The 18,220-nt window shown below is 33.2% G+C and carries 16 protein-coding genes; 12 read left to right on the forward strand and 4 right to left on the reverse strand.

Annotated elements, in window-relative coordinates:
- Positions 1-49 precede the first annotated feature (49 nt).
- Positions 50-1,555, forward strand: coding sequence for a hypothetical protein (locus GX308_06060; protein NLK21637.1), 1,506 nt, complete (start codon positions 50-52; stop codon positions 1,553-1,555).
- Here the strand turns inward: GX308_06060 and GX308_06065 are convergent, their stop codons facing one another.
- On the reverse strand, positions 1,556-2,176 hold the full coding sequence (locus tag GX308_06065) for an undecaprenyl diphosphate synthase family protein (GenBank protein ID NLK21638.1): 621 nt from the start codon (positions 2,174-2,176) through the stop codon (positions 1,556-1,558).
- A gap of 190 nt (positions 2,177-2,366) precedes the next feature.
- Here GX308_06065 and GX308_06070 point away from each other — a divergent pair, with 190 nt between their 5' ends.
- The 6 genes from GX308_06070 (at position 2,367) to GX308_06095 (ending at position 12,978) form a co-directional block, all read left to right on the forward strand.
- The gene (locus GX308_06070; GenBank protein NLK21639.1) at positions 2,367-6,671 is read left to right on the forward strand and encodes a CoA activase; all 4,305 of its coding nucleotides are present in this window, start codon (positions 2,367-2,369) and stop codon (positions 6,669-6,671) included.
- Positions 6,672-6,766: 95 nt separating this feature from the next.
- Positions 6,767-8,593, forward strand: coding sequence for a translational GTPase TypA (typA, locus tag GX308_06075; GenBank protein ID NLK21640.1), 1,827 nt, complete (start codon positions 6,767-6,769; stop codon positions 8,591-8,593).
- A gap of 22 nt (positions 8,594-8,615) precedes the next feature.
- Positions 8,616-10,232 carry a polysaccharide biosynthesis protein gene (locus GX308_06080; GenBank protein ID NLK21641.1) on the forward strand — a complete coding sequence of 539 codons (1,617 nt, stop codon included), beginning with the start codon at positions 8,616-8,618 and terminating at the stop codon, positions 10,230-10,232.
- Positions 10,233-10,311: 79 nt separating this feature from the next.
- Positions 10,312-10,941 (forward strand): hypothetical protein, encoded by a 630-nt coding sequence (locus GX308_06085; protein ID NLK21642.1) that lies wholly within the window; start codon positions 10,312-10,314, stop codon positions 10,939-10,941.
- 187 nt (positions 10,942-11,128) lie between these two features.
- Positions 11,129-12,367 (forward strand): NAD(P)/FAD-dependent oxidoreductase, encoded by a 1,239-nt coding sequence (locus GX308_06090; GenBank protein NLK21643.1) that lies wholly within the window; start codon positions 11,129-11,131, stop codon positions 12,365-12,367.
- A 47-nt stretch (positions 12,368-12,414) separates the two neighbouring features.
- On the forward strand, positions 12,415-12,978 hold the full coding sequence (locus GX308_06095) for a DUF2179 domain-containing protein (protein NLK21644.1): 564 nt from the start codon (positions 12,415-12,417) through the stop codon (positions 12,976-12,978).
- On the opposite strand, the gene GX308_06100 is transcribed toward GX308_06095, so the two are convergent.
- Positions 12,903-13,097: a carboxypeptidase M32 gene (locus tag GX308_06100; GenBank protein NLK21645.1), complete on the reverse strand. Its 195-nt coding sequence runs from the start codon at positions 13,095-13,097 to the stop codon at positions 12,903-12,905. The two genes, GX308_06095 and GX308_06100, sit on opposite strands and share 76 nt — an antisense overlap.
- Before the next feature lie 112 nt (positions 13,098-13,209).
- Between GX308_06100 and GX308_06105 the strand changes: the two genes are divergently transcribed.
- From GX308_06105 to GX308_06115, 3 genes are read left to right on the forward strand one after another with little or no spacing between them, the layout of a single operon-like run.
- Positions 13,210-14,073 carry a hypothetical protein gene (locus GX308_06105; protein NLK21646.1) on the forward strand — a complete coding sequence of 288 codons (864 nt, stop codon included), beginning with the start codon at positions 13,210-13,212 and terminating at the stop codon, positions 14,071-14,073.
- Between the two features lie 16 nt (positions 14,074-14,089).
- Positions 14,090-14,380 (forward strand): hypothetical protein, encoded by a 291-nt coding sequence (locus GX308_06110; GenBank protein ID NLK21647.1) that lies wholly within the window; start codon positions 14,090-14,092, stop codon positions 14,378-14,380.
- Positions 14,374-14,931, forward strand: a complete 558-nt coding sequence (locus GX308_06115; protein NLK21648.1) for a hypothetical protein — start codon at positions 14,374-14,376, stop codon at positions 14,929-14,931. The genes GX308_06110 and GX308_06115 overlap by 7 nt, the downstream gene beginning before the upstream one ends.
- A 50-nt stretch (positions 14,932-14,981) precedes the next feature.
- On the opposite strand, the gene GX308_06120 is transcribed toward GX308_06115, so the two are convergent.
- Entirely contained in the window at positions 14,982-15,788 is an 807-nt protein-coding gene (locus tag GX308_06120; GenBank protein ID NLK21649.1) for a histidinol-phosphatase HisJ family protein, read from the reverse strand.
- 225 nt (positions 15,789-16,013) lie between these two features.
- Here GX308_06120 and GX308_06125 point away from each other — a divergent pair, with 225 nt between their 5' ends.
- A complete protein-coding gene (locus GX308_06125; protein NLK21650.1) occupies positions 16,014-16,376 on the forward strand; it encodes a DUF1292 domain-containing protein in 363 nt (120 codons plus the stop codon).
- Positions 16,377-16,405: 29 nt separating this feature from the next.
- Here the strand turns inward: GX308_06125 and safA are convergent, their stop codons facing one another.
- Positions 16,406-17,020, reverse strand: a complete 615-nt coding sequence (gene safA / locus GX308_06130) for a SafA/ExsA family spore coat assembly protein (GenBank protein NLK21651.1) — start codon at positions 17,018-17,020, stop codon at positions 16,406-16,408.
- A 264-nt stretch (positions 17,021-17,284) separates the two neighbouring features.
- Between safA and GX308_06135 the strand changes: the two genes are divergently transcribed.
- Entirely contained in the window at positions 17,285-18,124 is an 840-nt protein-coding gene (locus GX308_06135; protein NLK21652.1) for a response regulator, read from the forward strand.
- Positions 18,125-18,220 lie beyond the last annotated feature (96 nt).

Here is an 18,220-nt window from a genome sequence, read left to right on the forward strand (position 1 = left end):
TAATAATGTTCCAAAGTTTTCCAAAACACTATTACCTTGGGGAGATATAATGGTTATAAATTATAATGAAGTTATTGTGAGTAGTGAACCCGAAAAAAAAATTCTTCAATATATTTCTAAAATCAGTAATAATACCGTATGGGAAGGGATTGCTGTCCTAAAGGAAGAGCTTAAAATAGATATTGATAATTATGTTAGACATATATATTATCTAGATATAGAATTGATGATATTCATCGGAGCATTAGAAATCATAAGTGGGAAAAAGATATGTCAGATATACGCCAAGGCTTTTAGAGCTTCTATTTTAAAACAGTATGACGGGGAGATTATAAGAGAGAGGATTATAAAGGATTTATGCATAAGACTAAATGTCTCCAGTGATTTTCTAATCAGCGTACTCCATCAATTTTATTACTATGCTCAAAGTTTAGAATGGATATTAAATTATAAGAAAAAGGATGATATAAAAAATCCTAAGGAAAAAAAGCACTATCTAGGAGCAATATTTATTGTAATCTTTGCTGTGATCCTTACAATTAATATATTCCCTAATTATAGAATTCCGACCATGGGCATGGATACAAAATATATTCTAGAAGTTAGGGGTTTGACTCTTAAATATATGTTGATTTCAACTGCCGGTGAAATTTATGACATTAATGAAAGGATAAAAGAGGAACAATCCCTTTATTATAAATCCTATGGCAGCGAAGTATACAATCATTATAAATGGATAAAAAACACATATAGTAATATGTCTCAAGATATGAAAAGCCATTTGGCAACTTTGTATAAAAGTGGGACTAATGAAGGGAAATATATTTATTTGTTAGCAGGTTTAGAAGATGGTGCGGATATAAATCAAATAATCCGTACCATAAAATCAAGCAATATCGAATTAAGAGAAAAGAAGGCAGCGGAGGAGTTTTATCCTTATTTTTATGAGGAATACTTGAAAGAATATATTAAGATCAATGGGTATAAGTATGAGAGATATGCTTTGGAATTAAATAATCAACTCCAGCAAGAAAAGCCAGATATATTAGGGTTTATTGAGGAAACTTCAGGAATTACATACGATAAAAAATACAAACCCATACTTTATTACACAATGCGGCCTGGAAATGCATGGGGTTTTACCCATAAAGACCATTACATATCTCTTATCCCGTGCACTGAAAGTGAATATGTAGATTTATTCTATATCCCCTATCATGAATATAGTCATGGCATCTTTAAAACGATTACCCATGAAGAAGAATTCAAAAAAATAGCGGATAAGTTAAAAAACAATACAGTATTATATAATTCTTGGAACAACGGATACTATAATGATTACTATACTTGGGAAGGATGGTGCGAAGATAATTTAGTAGAGGGTTTTGCAATGTATCTGGATTACAAAGCAAGGGATAAAAAGCCCAATCCTAAAATATCTATAAGACCCTACGACAAAAGGTACTTTAATTACTTGGTTGAAAATAGATTTAATCCCAGTACAACGAGTTTGAGGAATATTACTATTAAATTTCTAGAAGAGATAGCAAACTAATTATCCACCTAGGGTTATGTCTTGACCCTGATACCAGGATAATGCTTTAATTAAATGATTCTTATTAAAATCAGGCCAAAAATCATCGATAACGTAAAAGTCGGCGTAAACGGATTGAATAGGTAAAAATCCACTAAGTCTGCGTCTTCCACCCCAACGAATGATTAAATCCATTCGAGGAATGGTATTAGAAGCATTATTGGATAAATCCCATTGCCATCCGTAATTTACTAGGAAATTAATATTTATAAGACCTTTGCCAAATAGAATACGTTTATTAGCAAATGGAAGGAGTTCCTTTGGGAAAAGGGGAGAGGTTGCATTGCCAATAACAAGTAAATTAGCATCTTTATTAGCTAGTTTTATTACTGCATCAACACAGGCTTTTTGAAAAGATTCAGTTTGAATAGCAGGGCGTTTTGTATTATCTTGGGTAAAACCATAAAATGTTATTTCTCTGACTCCATACTCTAAACACAGATTGTAAAGCTCGAAACCGGGTCCAATGCCATAGATATAACCTTCATGTTTTTCTTTATTATGTGATAATGCCCATCTGCGGTTTCCATCAGGAATAATCCCTATATGTTTAGGAATTCTTTTAAACTCGATATTTGCCATTATGTACCTTCTTTCTTTTATTAAATGTATTAAGATAATGCCCATTTAGAATTTTTACCAAGATAAGGGTTATATATTCATATAAGAAAGGAAAACATATCAATTAAATTGATATGTTTTTTTCCTTATGTTTTAAATGGGGTAGTAATGGATATAATTTATTTGAAAACGAAAGAATGGAGGAAGAACATTGAAATCTTTAGGTTTATGTGTTGGAGCTTCTAGTATAGGATATGTTATTTTAGAAAAAGGTTATGAAATCATTAATATTTTAGAACAAAAATTGATACCCCATGAGGGGAATCCAAGGCGGGTTATTGAAGAAATAATACATTTGGATAAATTCAAGTCTATAGATAAGGTTACAATTACCGGAAGAAAGTTTAGAAATATGATTGATGCCTCCTCTATATCAGAGCCTGAGGCGATAGAATATGCCTATGAATATATGGCAGGTATTAATTCAGGATTAAAGGAAGCCAAACTTATCGTAAGTGGCGGTGGGGAAACCTTTTTAGCCTATGAGCTAGATAAAAACGGGAAAATAATAAATGTTTATACTGGCAATAAATGTGCTTCAGGCACGGGTGAATTTTTTTTGCAGCAGCTTAAAAGAATGGATATAAAAATAGATGATGCAATATCAAAGGCTGATTTGGATAATCCTTATAAGGTGGCAGGTAGATGCTCTGTTTTTTGTAAGAGCGATTGCACCCATGCCTTAAATAAGGGAGTAGAAAAATCAAAAGTAGTAGCTGGTCTATGTCAGATGATGGCTGATAAAATCGTTGAACTTCTAAAGAAAACTTCCAATGATAAAGTAATCTTAATAGGAGGTACCTCTAGAAATTCGGTTATGCTCCATTATCTAAAGCAAAAAATAGCTCAAGTTATTATACCAGATTATGCTCGAACCTTTGAAGCACTTGGGGCATCCCTATGGGGACTTACCCACGAAACCAAAAAAATAGATATAGATAAGGAATGGTGTGCTTATCACAAAAGCTCCTTTTCTTTTCACCCCCAATTAAAAGACTTCAAAGAACAGGTAGTTTTTAAAACAGCTAATAGAAAAACTGCGAGGGCAGAAGACAGATGCATTATTGGTTTAGATGTAGGTTCGACTACTACAAAAGCTGTAATTTTGCGTACAGAAGATGATGCAGTGCTCTCTTCTTGCTATCTTAGAACTAATGGAGACCCTATTGGGGCTGCAAGAGAATGTTATAGAAATCTTAGCAAAGATATAACTTCCCCCATAAAAATCATTGGATTGGGAGTGACAGGTTCAGGGAGGCAAATTGCAGCCCTTCATGCCCTTACCCCAGGAGTGGTCAATGAAATTATTGCCCATGCCAATGGTGCTGTATACTTTGATTCCGAAGTAGATACTATTTTTGAAATTGGAGGGCAGGATGCTAAATACACATACATTACCAATGGTGTTCCCTCTGATTATGCTATGAATGAAGCATGTTCGGCAGGAACAGGTTCCTTTCTCGAGGAAGCTGCTAAGGAATCTTTATACATTAGTACGACTGAAATAGGAGATATAGCTCTAAAAAGTTCCAACCCCCCCAATTTCAATGATCAGTGTGCGGCCTTTATAAGCAGTGATATTAAAAACGCTATTCAAGAAGGCATTGGTGTAAATGATATTGCGGCAGGTTTGGTGTATTCCATATGCATGAATTATATAAATAGGGTGAAAGGAAACAGGGCTGTAGGTAATAAGATATTTATGCAGGGAGGGGTATGTTATAACAAGGCAGTCCCCATAGCTATGGCAGCTCTAACTGGTAAAAAAATCATTATTCCCCCTGAGCCCGGGCTTATAGGAGCCTTTGGAGTTGCTCTAAATATCAAGGAAAAGTTACGCCTCAATCTCCTAAAGCCTATGGAGTTTGATTTAGAAGAGTTATCAAATAGAGAGGTAAGTTATAAGGAATCTTTTGTATGTGCAGGAGGAAAAGAAAAGTGTGGCAGAAAGTGTAATATTAGAAGAATAGAAATACAAAACAAAGTCTACCCATTTGGTGGGGCCTGTAACAAATACTATAATATGGTCTATCATAAAAATAAAAATGAGATATCACAACTAAATCTAGTTGATCTAAGAGAAAAGATGATATTCGAGAAATATGCTAGAGAAAGAGCTATAAGGGTTGCTTCTAGGCAAAACTGGACTCTAGGGATTAGTAGATCATTATTAACAAATACTTTTTTTCCTTTATATTATCAATTTTTTTATGGTTTGGGTTTTGATATCATATGTAGTGAAAAGGTAGAAGAAAAGGGAACTGAAAGAAAATCTGCAGCCTTTTGTTATCCAGCCGAAATATCCCATGGCTCTATTCAAAATTTAATTGAAAAAAATCCAGATATATATTTTTTACCCCATGTAAAATCCCTAGAAATTAAAAATGGTCTTTCTGCCAGTGTGACCTGCCCCTTTGTACAGGGTGAACCTTATTATATAAAATCGACTTTTGATGAACTAGATGGTAAGATTGTATTAAGTCCGGTACTAGACTTTGCTAGGGGATACGATTATATTAGAGATGTATTTATAAAGATTGCCAAATCTTTAAATATAGATGCGAGAATTGCTAGGAAGTCTTTTGAACTTGCCATACAGGCTCAAAGGGCATTCCACGAAGAATGCAAAAAAATAGGAAAAAAAGTATTGCAAGAACTAGAAGAGGATGAAGATAGGGTGGGTTTTGTATTATTCGGACGCCCTTACAATGCCTTTACTAAGTGGGGGAATATGGGGATACCCCATAAATTTGCCACGAGGGATTATATTTTAATTCCATATGATTTTTTACCAATTGATGAAGAAAAAAGCGGAGAAAACATGTATTGGGCTATGGGGCAGCTTATCTTAAAAGGTGCAAGAAAAATAAAAAAGAATCCCAAATTATTTGGAGTATACATCACCAATTTTAGCTGTGGACCGGATTCGTTTTTGATAGATTACTTTAGGGACATAATGAGTAAAAAACCTTCCTTAATTCTCGAGTTGGATAGTCATACAGCAGATGCAGGAATCGATACAAGAATAGAGGCATTTATCGATGTAGTAAAGAGCTATAGGCAAATTGAAAAGCTAAAATCTCAAGATATAAGGAATGATTTTAGTCCCGCTTTTATAGAGATGAAAAATAATTTGCTGGAGATTATAGATTCTAAAGGTAATAGACATAAATTAAAGGATAAAAATGTTCATGTACTTATTCCTTCTATGGGAGAAATGGGCTCAGAACTCCTAGCTGCTACTTTTAGACATGTAGGGGTTAGGGCGACAGCTGTTACTGAACCGAAGGAAGAAGAACTAAAACTAGGTCGTGGTCTTTCCACCTGTAAAGAATGTCTACCTCTTCAGCTAACAATAGGAAGTTTGATAAAATATCTCCAAAAGAGAAATAATACAAATGAAATATTAGTTTATTTTATGCCTAATACTTCCGGTCCTTGTCGGTTTGGACAATACAGTGTTTTAATAAAAAACTTAATTTCCAAGCTAAAACTAGAAAATGTTGTTGTTTTTTCCCTGAATTCTGAAAATGGGTATGCAGGTCTTGGGGTGGATTTTGTATTAAGAGCATGGCATTCGGTAATTATTTCAGATATTTTAGAAGAAATCAGAAGTGCTATATTAGTCTTGTCAAAAGATAAGGAAGAGGATATGAAGATTTTTAATGAAATATGTAAAGATATAATTAGAAGTGCTCAAAAGGATCCATGGAAAGGCCTAAAAGATACTTTGGAGGATTCTGCGAGAAGGCTAAAAACAATCAAGACGAAGATTCCCTTAAAAGAAGCAAAAAAGATAGCCCTAATAGGAGAGATATACGTAAGAAGAGATCGTTTCTCGAGAAAAAGGTTAGTAGAAAAACTTGCTAAAAAAGATATAATAGTAAAAATTGCACCTATTGCCGAATGGATTTATTATTGCGATTATATACAAAAAAATAGATTTAACCTTAATTCAACGTTGAAAGATAGAATCAGCGTTCAAGTCCAAGGATTTTTTAAAAATCAATACGAAAAGATAATCAAAGGAATATTCTCAAAATCGGGATTATATGAATACAAGGTAATCGAAGTAGATAAAATGATATCAAACGTATCGGATATAATTTATCCTGCCTTAACGGGAGAAGCTATTCTTACGATTGCCTCGGCTATCGATGAAATGGTGGATGAGGTTTCGGGGGTTATATCTATTGGTCCTTTCGGATGCATGCCTAGCAGAATTGCAGAGGCAATAATTGGTTGCAAGATAAATGATAAAAAAATGACGACATCTCATGATTTAATGCTAACACAGAAAGTTATGGAAAAACATCCGTCTCTCCCCTTCCTACCCATAGAAACCGATGGTAATGTATTCCCGCAAATTATAGAAGCAAGGCTTGAGACCTTTTGTCTGCAAGTAGAAAGACTTCACAATACGATACAGACTACTAAAGGTGAAGTAATATCATAAGTATGACTCTAAATAAATCTTTTTCTTTAACCTATTTTATGATACAATAGCTTAGTTCAGACAAAATTTTGCAAAAACAGAAAGTAGGAAAAAAAGTGAGTGCAAAAAGAGAAGATATAAGAAATATAGCTATTATTGCCCATGTTGACCATGGCAAAACCACATTAGTAGATGTACTTTTAAAGCAAAGTGGCATATTTAGGGCAAATCAGGAAGTGCAAGATAGAGTAATGGATTCAAATGACTTGGAAAGAGAACGTGGTATTACTATTTTATCTAAAAATACGGCAGTTTTCTACAAGGATACTAAGATTAATATTATTGATACCCCAGGGCATGCAGACTTTGGGGGAGAAGTAGAGCGGGTGCTCAAGATGGTGAATGGGGTTATACTGGTAGTTGATTCTTTTGAAGGCCCCATGCCCCAAACTAAATTCGTACTTAAAAAAGCATTGGACCTGGAACTTCCAGTCATAGTATGTATTAATAAGGTGGACAGGCCAGAGGCAAGGGTAGATGAAGTTATAGATGAGGTTTTAGATTTATTTATAGAGTTAGAAGCAGATGAAAGTCAGCTAGATTGTCCTTTTGTATTTGCCTCAGCTAAAAATGGAATTGCATCTTTAGATAGTCTTGTACAGGGAAGAGATATGGAACCCCTGTTTGAAACCATTATAAGTCATATACCGGCACCAGCAGGTAGTAGCGAGGAACCAGTCCAGGTTCTTATTTCTACCATCGACTATAATGAGTATGTAGGTAGGATAGGAGTAGGTAAGGTAGAAAGAGGAACTATAAGAATTAATAAGGATGGTATTATTGTAAATGCCCTAGACGAAAATAAAAAGCAAAAAATAAAAATTACAAAAATTTATCAGTTTGAGGGGTTAAAAAGAGTTTCCGTGGAAAGTGCAGCTATTGGGGATATCGTAGCTATATCAGGAATAGAAGGAATTAATATAGGTGATACGGTATGTGATATACTACATCCTGAACCCTTACCTTTTGTTAAGATATCTGAACCTACAATTTCCATGAATTTTTCTGTGAATGATAGTCCCTTTGCTGGTCTAGAAGGTAAATATGTTACTTCCAGGAATATAAGGGATCGTTTGTTTAAGGAACTTCAGACAGATGTGAGCCTTAAGGTAGAAGAAACAGATTCAGCAGATTCCTTTAAGGTATCCGGAAGGGGAGAGCTTCATCTTTCCATATTAATCGAAACGATGAGAAGGGAAGGGTATGAATTTCAAGTTTCAAAACCCGAAGTTTTGTATAAGGATATAGATGGAAAACGTTATGAGCCGATGGAATCAGCAACAATAGATGCTCCTGAGGAATTCGTCGGGGCAGTTATCGAAAAACTAGGAAGTAGAAAAGGTGAATTAATCAATATGGCAGCCTCAAAAGGGGGATATACCCGCTTGGAATTTGCTATTCCATCTAGAGGTTTAATAGGATATAGATCAGAATTTTTGACAGATACTAAGGGAAATGGTATTTTAAATACCGTATTTGATGGATATGCTCCATATAAGGGGCAAATTGAAACAAGACAACAGGGTTCTTTAATCGCTTTTGAAACGGGAGAAGCGGTAACCTATGGTTTATATAATGCACAGGAAAGAGGTATTTTATTTATTGGACCAAGTATAAAGGTATACGAGGGTATGGTAGTAGGTCAAAATCCTAAAGGGGAGGATATAGAAGTAAATGTATGCAAAAGAAAGCATGCAAGTAATATGAGGGCTTCAGGTTCCGATGAAGCTTTAAGGTTATCTCCGCCTAAGATAATGAGTTTAGAAGAGTGCCTTGAATTCATTGAAGAGGATGAGCTTCTAGAAGTTACTCCTATAAATTTAAGGGTTAGAAAAAGAATATTAAACAGTGGCGAGCGCCAAAGAGCAAGAAGAAGGAAATAGTAAATGTATAGAGGTGTGGCCTATGTCTAAAAAAGATGTTGGGGGAGCATTAGTAAAACAAGCAGCAATTTTAGCCGTTGCCAGTATGATCGTAAGAGTTATGGGGCTGATTTACCGTTGGCCCCTTACTAATATGATAGGGGACGATGGTAATGGGCTTTATGGTACTGCATTTAATATTTATCTTTTGTTTTTTATATTATCATCAGGGGGGCTCCCCGCTGCAATTTCCAAGATGGTGTCCGAGAGAATTGCATTAAGGCAGTATAAAAGCGCCCATAAAGTATTTCGAGCTTCGTTGGTAATGGCTGCAACTATGGGAATCGTTGGTTCTATGTTATTGTGGTTTGGTGCATACCCTATAGCAAAATTCATGAATAATACCCGTATTGTATACAGTATGAGGGCTTTAGCACCGACCTTGTTTATAGTAGCACTTATGGGATCCTTTAGAGGATATTTTCAAGGTATGAACACTATGGTTCCTACGGCTATTTCTCAGATTATCGAACAGCTTTTTAATGCTATATTTAGCATTGTATTAGCAGCCCTTTTAATAGGTAAGGGAGTGGAGTATGGGGCAGCTGGCGGAACTATGGGTACCGGAATAGGAGCTCTAATGGGATTCTTATTCCTTTTATTTATATACATATTGTTGCATCCTAAATTGATAAAAAGAATCAATAGGCAAAAGGCTTATGAAATAGATGAATCTTTTAAGGATATATTAAAAGATTTAATATCAATATCAATACCCATTATCATTGGAACAACTATTTTTAGTGTGACCAATTTAATTGATGTAAAAATGGTTATGACTATACTTCAAAAATCTCTTGGTATGACGGAATTAGAAGCCAATGGTCTTTATGGACAGCTTACGGGCAAATATGTTACATTAACTAATCTTCCTGTTTCTATTTCAACAGCATTAGCAGCTGCTATCATTCCTAGTATTGCAGCCTCCATGGCTTTAAAGGAAAAGAAAACAGTAATAAATAAGGTTAATTTAGCTATGAGGGTTACAATGATATTGGCAGCACCCTCAGCGGTGGGTCTATTTGTTTTAGGAGATCCTGTATTAAAAACACTTTTTCCAAGATATCCCGCTGGAGGTGATCTTCTTAGAATAGGGGCTGTAGCTATTATATTTTTATCCCTAGTCCAAGTATCAACAGCTATTTTACAGGGCGTTGGAAGAGCTGGAATTCCAGCTATAAATGCAGGAGTGGGGGCATTTGTAAAAATCATATTAAATATCTTGCTTATTTCCATTCCCTTTATAAATATCAGGGGGGCTGTTATGAGTACTGTGGGCTGCTATGTAGTTGTATGTTATCTAGACATTAAAGCGGTGAAAAAGATAACAAAAGTCGAAATTCAGATATTAGATACAATAATAAAACCCCTTGGTGCAGCAGTAGTGATGGGAATATTCTCGTTTTTATTTTATAATATATTGCTATGGGGAACTTCCAGTAATGCATTTGCTACCCTTGGCTCTATTATACTTTCTGTTTTAGTTTACTCTGGAATCTTATTTTCCATAGGGGGAATAACGCAGGAAGAAATTAAATTACTACCTATGGGAAATAAAGTAATTTCTAAACTTACTAAGATAGGAGTATTTAAGAAATAATCAACCTCCTTCAATATTTTGTATAAAATCATAAGAGATGGTAAATAATAATACAAAATCATTGCATGGAGGTAATTTTATGTATTTTCGAAGACGAATATGGGTATTGTCTTCTGCCATTTTTATTATTAGTGCTTTAAGTTTTTACATACTATATATGCATTTATTTTCTCTTGAAGGTATTAAGGAACCCAATCCTGAGCATATTGTGGAACAATATGTAAACCGTCCCCAAAGAAGTAATCCCATAAAACTGAAGCCCAGTATAAAAAATCTAAAGGATATACCTGTATCTGAGGGCAAAACACCTAAAGTTTCTGCCTCAACTGAAATGGTATATCAGTATTATTATGAGACAGAGGGACAATTTATAGAAGAAAGTGCGCTCCCCCCCTATTTTCTTATTGGTTTGACGAAAGAAGAACTGGTGCAAAAGTATTCGGATTGGCAAATACATTCCTTTACACCTGAAAGAATTGTAATGAGCAAGAGCATCCGGATGGAGGAACCTAATAACTATGTATTGGGTGTAGACCATGGATATATAGCTATTTTTTATAATAATAGTTCAGGAGAAACGCAATTGAAGGAAACAACTGAAACGCCAATAACTTCCCTACCACAGGGGGAACAAGAAAAATTGCAAAGAGGCATTGAGGTATTTGGGGAAGACCAATTAATTCGTATACTAGAGGATTATACTAGCTGAGCATGGGAAAAACTATTCCCATGCTCTTAGTTTTACATCACTTAGCTGATACCCGTAGGATGTTTCGGGATTACTCATCATTCGAACTGTAACGAAGAATCTATAGTAAACAACTTGCTAAATAGGTATATGTATTTTAAAATTATCTATATCTTGTTTAAGTTTAGGGAATGAAGGGGAGATTAATATGAGAAAGAAATCTAGAATTATAGTTATTGGAGGGGGAGCCTCGGGTCTTGTTGCCGCCATCATGGCGAGAAGAAACGGCTCGGAAGTGGTTATATTAGAAAGAATGGATAGAGTGGGTAAAAAAATATTAGCAAGTGGCAATGGGAGATGCAATTTAACCAATAGCGATATGAATTTAAATAGGTTTCATACTTCCTGCCCCAAATTTGTGGCGGAGGTACTAAATCATTTTGATGTTCACCATACACTACAGTTTTTTGAAAAGATTGGTATTTCATATACAATACAAGATGGAGGAAAGATATACCCCATGTCTTTACAGGCTTCAAGCGTCTTAGATGTATTAAGATATGAAATTGAAAGATTAGGGGTAGAAGAAATATGTGAAGCAGAGGTAATAGAGATTAAAAAAAATAATCAAGGATTTATTTTATTTCTTAAAGATGGAAGAAAAATATTTGGGGATAAGGTAATAATAGCAACAGGGGGGAAATCAGCTCCTAACTTGGGTTCTAATGGAAGTGGATATGATCTTGCGATTTCTTTAGGACATAGGATAATTCACCCATTTCCGGCATTGGTACAACTTACATTAGATGCTTGGTTCCTTAAAAGGCTTAAGGGGGTAAAATTTGAAGGAAGGGTGTCGGTGATTAAAAATAGTGATACTATACAAATGGAAAATGGGGAAATCCTTTTCACAGAATATGGTATATCAGGTCCTCCTATCTTACAGCTTAGCCGAAAAGTAGGAGAGTTGCTTATGCATGGCAAAGTAAATCCATATTTATCTATCGATTCCTATCCTGATTTATCAGAGGCCGAGCTCAATACTATGATTTATGCTAGATTTTCGCGCTGTCCTGAGAAACCTATTGAATTTAGTTTTGTAGGAATGATTAACAAACGTCTTATCCCTGTTATTTTAAAAGAAGCTAAAATAGAAGATACAAAAAGGTCTTGTTCTAAAATGAGCAGTACCGAAATAAAAAGTATAATTAATACACTAAAAGACTGGAAAATCCCCATTAAAGGAACCAGGTCATGGATGCAGTCCCAGGTAACCGCCGGGGGAATAGATGTTGCTGATATTAATCCTAATACTATGGAATCAAAATTAATTAAAGGTCTTTATTTTGCCGGGGAAATAGTAGATGTAGATGGAGATTGCGGAGGTTTTAATCTTCAATGGGCTTGGTCCTCTGGGCATATAGCGGGGGAAAATGCATCGAAATAGGCATTTGGAATTGTGTTCATAATAATATATTAAAAGGGGAGTGCACAATGTTAGCTAGTCTATATGAATATCCGCAATTTTTATACATTATATTACCTCTTATAATTTTTTTATGCAGGATTGTAGATGTTAGTCTAGGAACTGTTAGAGTTATTTTTGTTTCTAAGGGGTACAGATTATGGGCTGCTATTTTGGGATTTTTTGAAGTCTTTATCTGGATTACCGTTATCGGGGAGATAATGAACAATGCTAGCAATATATTTTGTTATCTTGCATATGCAATTGGATTTGCAACAGGAAATTATGTAGGAATATGGGTTGAAAACAAAATATCCTTAGGACTTGTAGTGGTTAGGATTATCACACAAAAAGAATCCAATGAATTAATAGAATATCTTAGACAGCATAACTATGGTGTTACTATCCTAGATGCGGCTGGGGCTAATGGAAAGGTAAAAATTATCCTTACAATAATCAAAAGAAAAAATCTAAATATTGTAATGGAAAGTATAAATGAATTTAATCCCAAATCATTTTATACAATTGAGGATATCCGCTCTGTAAGCGAGGGGGTTTTTCCAAAAACAAAATTAAGGAAAAAAGAAAAATAAATAGATTGTATTTTTCCTATCAACATCTTTTCAAGTTCATATCTTATTACAATATGAAGAAGATAGGTAAGTCCATCTGCCTTAGTACGAATAAACAAAGGATAAGAATAACTTATGATTTTGTAAAACTACATCTAAAGAGATTATATTATCAAAATTCTCTACAATTGTATTTTTGTTATTCTTTGATATAATAAAATAATAAGTTTATTTAAAGGCAGGTAAGGTCTAATGAAAGAAATACATATTAATCAACTTATCGAATTGGGCGATAATTATTACTTTATTTTAGGGTTACACTTTACAGAAAATCGTATAATGTGTGAATTTATTGCTGAAGCTAATCAGTTTTATTCTTCTAGTTTTAGGTCTCCCAAGGGAATAATTATTCAAGACTGGAGAAGTTCTAATAGAAAGGTTGAGGAATATTGTCTTTATATAAATGGTCATGAGCAGAAGTGGCAATCAGGATTTATGCAATACATATTGCCAGAATATGAAAAGGGTATTCTAAAAGATATAAAATTACCCAAATGCTTAAAAGATAAGGAATTGGTCCTAATCGAGGAAGAATTTGAACCCTTTTGTATTGATGAAGAAATTATGCAAATTAAGTTTGCAAAACAAACAAAAGAAAGAACAATCTTAATTCAGGAAGAATTAAGAGTATCTATAGGAAAAACATCTGTGCCATACGAAATAGATTATGAAGATTACCAATCGGCTAAGAGGAGAAAGTTGTATATCCATAATCTATATACTGTGGATATCAATAAGTACCCTTATCTTAAGAAAAGGGTTGAATTATCCAATCAAATACCTATTATTGCCGAGATAGAAGTTGAAGAAGACATTAAGAAGGCAAATCTATTCATCAAAAAACATTCTCAAGGCAATATTCCATTAAAATCAATAGAGGCCCCCGCAAGAAAAAAGGCAAAAAGAGAAGGTTTTCAATATAGGAATCATTACATAGGCATGACGGATTCTTATGATAAGGAACTCCTTCTAGAAGTCTTTTCTGTCAATGTTAAGAAAAAAGTCGAAAAAAAGGTAATAATATATGACAAGTGGATGCAGCCGTATATAAGATAAAGGGGGGAGGAAAAGATTGTATAAGGAACTCAAGATTAATGCTTTTATCAATGTTCAAAGTGTTAAATATTATATATTGTCTATTGGATTTACTAATACTAGGGTATTTTGTGATTTGATTACGGAAAATAAAATGGATTCGGTACCAACTCCTAAAACCTATAGGGATGGGGTAATTCAACTTATAAAAGATATAGACTCAGGAATTGAATTTTGCAACTTATATATTAATAATAATCTGTGCAAATCTAGGAATATAATTTTTAGACATCTAGAAAAGGAAGATATTAAAAAAATAAAATGTTGAAGTCGGTAGGAATACCTAAAGAATTAATGAATAAAAACATCACATTGATTAGAATGAATTTTGAGCCAATAATGTGTTTAGAAGAGCTATCTGATATTAAAAATATAAAGCTAATTAAAAAAGGTAAAAAAGAAAACATCTTAATTGAAAAAGACATGGAACTGCCTATTGGTGTTTTAGATGAATCCTATAAGATTACATATACATCAAAGGAGGATAAATCAGATATTAAGAGTTTAAATATAAAGGAACTAAGTATAAGAGAAAATAAATTATATATCAAAATAGAAGCTAATAAGGATATTTTTGACTTCCAGGTTTTCACATATGAACAATTAAAGCAAGTTGATTTACTAAAAATGAGAGGTATTATTCCAGCTAATAAAATAGAAAACTTATCCTGCAGGGAGGGATATCATATCCTTGAGCAGTTTATAGGAGAATTAAAAGAAAATGTAACTTTAACAGAGAGAAATAAAATAAAGCTACATTTTTTAGCAGTACGTTCATTTAATGATGATAATAAAGAGTATATATTATATGAAAAATAGAGGGATGAATCCCTCTATTTTTATTAAGTGAAAATATTAGATTTTATGACTTATTGCAGCTTCATAAAATGTGGCTTTCTATTGCTAAACAGTGCAAATTCAGTAAAACCTGATTCTTTTAGAATCTCATATGCATGGGTAAAATTAGAACAAATATCTTGGGAATGATGGGCATCAGAACCAATTGTAACAATTTTCCCCCCTAATTCTTTATACCTTTTAAGAATGGGGAACTGCGGATTAGCATGGCCTAAATCGTATCTATATCCTGAAGTATTTAATTCAATTCCTTTTTCTGAGGCTATAATATTCTTGAGTATGGTATCAATGATATCCATGTAGTCTTCGGGAGATAAATGCTTATTAGAAAAGTTGCCATATCTATTAATATAATCAATATGCCCGTATACATCATAATTAGTGAAGTTTTTTACATTGTCAAGAACACATTCAAAATAACGTAGGTAAGCATTTTTTTGTTCTTTTCCCTTAAAAAAGTCCCCATTATATAAATCTAATCTGTCACAAACATGCATCGAACAGATTACAAAATCGAAAGGATATCTATTAATAAATTCTTCTAAGTCTTTTATAATATGGGGCTGAAAGCCAAGTTCCACCCCTAAAATTAAATTAATTTTATTTTTGTATTTATCTTTTAAAAAACTAAAGGCTTTCATATATTCATCATAATCAATCATAAAGGGAAACTCTGTATCGGGATAATCAAAATCCACATGATCTGTAAGGGCAATTTCCTTTAGGCCTGAATCAATCCCTTTTTTAATTTGGTTTTCCATTTCCTCATGGCAATCAGAAGAAAAAGAGGTGTGTACATGATAATCAGCATAAAACATTTTAATCTCCCCATATCAAATAAATATTTATATTTTATAATTATAAAATATATAATGACTCTAAATATTTTACACCATATAAGTCTTCTTGTAAAATTTAATTTATTCTACACAAAATATTAAAAATCATTATAAAAAATAGATAAATATGTTTGAAATCTATAAAATAATGTTATAATAAACAAGGGACGTATTCCCCACTAAAAGATAAAGGAGAATGATACTATGTCAGAACATGATTGCGGATGTAATAATCATAATCACAATGATTGCGGTTGTGACCATAACCATGATGAGGAAATAATATACTTAACTCTGGATGATGATACAGAATTAAAATGCAATATAATTGGGACATTTGAATTGGATAATAAGGATTACATTGCACTTCTTCCTGAGGGTGAGGACCAGATTTTACTGTACGGTTATAAGGAAGAAAAAGATGAAATATGTATTATAAATATCGATGACGATGATGAATTCGATAAAGTATCAGATGTGTTCATGGATGAATTTGCAGATGAAATTGAATCTATGGATGAAGACTATGACTTTGATGAAGACTTTGAAGATGATGAAGAAGAATAAATAAAACGCCGATATATTCGGCGTTTTATTTATTTTGTTGGACGAATAAACATTTGTGTCCAATATTTGACCCCATTTTTACTTGTTGCTAAACCTACACCAATTTCGCTATATGATGCACCTAAAATATTACTCTTATGTCCAGGGGAATTCATCCACGAATTCATAACCTGTGATGGTGTTTGCTGCCCTTTAGCGATGTTTTCGCCGGCAGATGTAAATCTTATTCCAAAGGTTTGTATCATATCGAAAGGGGAGCCGTAAGTAGGAGATTGGTGGGCAAAATAATTTTTATTAATCATATCTTGAGATTTCATTCTTGCTACCCTAGATAATTCCCAATTGGCTTTAAGAGGTTGAAGCCCATTTTTAGCTCTTTCTGCATTTACCAATTTGATGACCTCATTTTCGACGGATTTGACATCATCAATATTAGGAATAGTTAATTTTTGACCTGGGTAGATGAGAGCTGGATTTTTAATTTGGGAGTTTGCAGAAATAATTTCATTAAGGCCTATTTGATGCTTAACAGCAATTTTCCACATACTATCCCCAGGCTGTACAGTATATGTTATGGGTTGGGCAAAAATAGGTACGTAAAATAAGAAAAACAATAATGATATGAACAAAAATTTTCTTTTCATATTTACACCTCCACTAATAGTTTGAAATAAAAAACAATAATTATCTCTTGTATGTTATTACAATTTAGGAACTAAGTACCATAAAGGAGAAGATTTGCGATATAATGGTGATATTTTAAAAAGGTGATTCTAGTCCCATTTATTAAATAGATTTTTTAAATTAGTTTTCCATATTATCTTTGACTGTTATACGAATATTTGATATTATTTAATTATTATTAAGCATATTTTAATAAAATTAAATAGACGCTGGGGGGATATTTTATGAGAAATCAGGTTATATTTATGAAAAAAAACTTTAGTGGTGACAGTGATATAAAAAAAGTTATGGAAGAAGATAACATTGAAATCAGTTTTGCAGAAGATTATGTTGAAGTCTTAAGTATCCTTGGTGACAAAAACGGACAAGTCGACCTAATAGTAATTGATATGGAAAAGGATGTAATAAGGGGAATAGATAGCATCACAAATATTAAGTCAAAACAAAAATATAAGCATATTCCTATTTTTATTATTGCTAAAAGGGAAGACGTGATGAAGGGGCTAACAATAGGGGCCCAAGAATACATAGTACCTCCTTTCACCACTAACGAATTATGTTCATTTATAAAAATTACCCTTGAAAATAGTGAGGATAATAAGAACTTATATATTCCCCAAACCTCTGTAGATATGAGTTTTGAACAATATTTTAATAGTGAAATTAAGAGGGCAGAGAGGGGCGATTATGAACTTGCTATACTTATATTAACAGTGATACCTAGAAAAATAGATAAAACCTTATCCACCAATGAGCGGGTCGGCATAATAAATCAATTGGCCTTGTTTGTTAAAGAAAATCTTAGGGCAACAGATACCATTATACGATATAACGAAAGTAATATCATAGCATTTCTGCCTTACACAACAAGATTTAATGCAGAGATTGTTTATGAAAAAGTTTTAGAAGTTTATCATGAAAAGGTTGTAGGATTAAATAATAATATGGACGATTGGGAAATAATATATAGTATAGCTTCCTACCCTAAGGATGGAGAAAATGTAAGAGATTTATTATTTAATGCTGAAAGATACCTAGAAGATAAAAAACAAATTTACTTATAAGCAATATTATTTTATACTAAAAGTATGATAGAATTTGGATAAAAGTGATTGATTTCATGAGTAAGACAGTGTATTATAACTCATAATACCATTATA

Origin of the sequence: Candidatus Epulonipiscium sp. (assembly GCA_012519205.1) — a bacterium.
GTDB lineage: Bacteria > Bacillota > Clostridia > Lachnospirales > Defluviitaleaceae > JAAYQR01.